Annotated in this window: 1 protein-coding gene; it reads right to left on the bottom strand. The window is 69.0% G+C overall.

Annotation, left to right across the window (positions count from 1 at the left end; all coding sequences use genetic code 11):
* Positions 1–128: 128 nt before the first annotated feature.
* The coding region (locus EN846_RS33705; protein ID WP_135928107.1) for a MipA/OmpV family protein at positions 129–406 on the bottom strand (278 nt) is incomplete at its 5' end.

Below are 406 nucleotides of genomic sequence, written 5' to 3'. Positions count from 1 at the left end.
AGCCGGAGAAGGAGGACGTCGTGCAGTGGATCGGCTGGCTGCGCGAGGTCGGGTTGTGCGGCAGCGGCGACGCGCCGGCCTGCCGCTGACCGCAGAAAGAAAGGGCGCCCAGCGGCGCCCTTCATGCATCAGAAGCGGTGGGTGTAACCGCTCATCAGCCCGAACTGGTTTGCCTTCTGCACGATCGGGCTGTCGGCCGCATCGCCGAGCAGGCGCGTGCCTTCGGCCGAGATGTACCAGTTGCCATTGCGGCCGACGCGGTGGCTCCACTTCAGGCCGACACCGGCGCTGACCAGGCCGGCCTTCGGCGTGTGTTCGGCAAAGCCGGTGCGCGCCGCCTGGGCCGGACTGACGCCGTACCAGGTCTGCAGGTAACCGCGGTTGCCGTAGTCGGTGGAGACGCTGC

Origin of the sequence: Mesorhizobium sp. M4B.F.Ca.ET.203.01.1.1 (assembly GCF_004791025.1) — a bacterium.
GTDB lineage: Bacteria > Pseudomonadota > Alphaproteobacteria > Rhizobiales > Rhizobiaceae > Mesorhizobium > Mesorhizobium abyssinicae.
The sequence above is the reverse complement of the archived record's forward strand: the minus strand, read 5'-3'. Positions and strand labels throughout refer to the sequence as shown.